We start from the raw sequence: 333 nt of genomic DNA on the forward strand, positions 1-333 counted from the left end.
ACACGTAGATCGGGATCAGCGGCTCGCCGTGCGTGGCGTAGGAGGTTCCCGCGGCAGTGAACGCCGCGACTGCGCCGGCCTCGTTGATGCCCGGGTGGATCAGCTGGCCCTGGGCCGATTCCTTGTAGGCGAGGACCAGGTCCCGGTCCACGGAGAGGTAGCCCTGGCCGTCGGGGTTGTAGATTTTCGCCGAGGGGAAGAACGCGTCCATGCCGAAAGTGCGCGATTCATCCGGAACGATCGGGACGATGCGGTGTCCGAACTTCTTGTCCCGGAGCAGGTCCTTGAGCAGCCGGACGAACGCCATGGTGGTGGCTGCCAGCTGCTTGCCGG

At 65.8% G+C, this 333-nt stretch carries 1 pseudogene; it reads right to left on the minus strand.

Annotated features, from left to right (window positions below):
• Positions 1–333, minus strand: a pseudogene (locus tag QCD75_RS22005) (pyruvate dehydrogenase (acetyl-transferring), homodimeric type); the annotation flags it as partial.

It is taken from the genome of Arthrobacter sp. PsM3 (assembly GCF_030433895.1).
Lineage (GTDB): Bacteria > Actinomycetota > Actinomycetes > Actinomycetales > Micrococcaceae > Arthrobacter.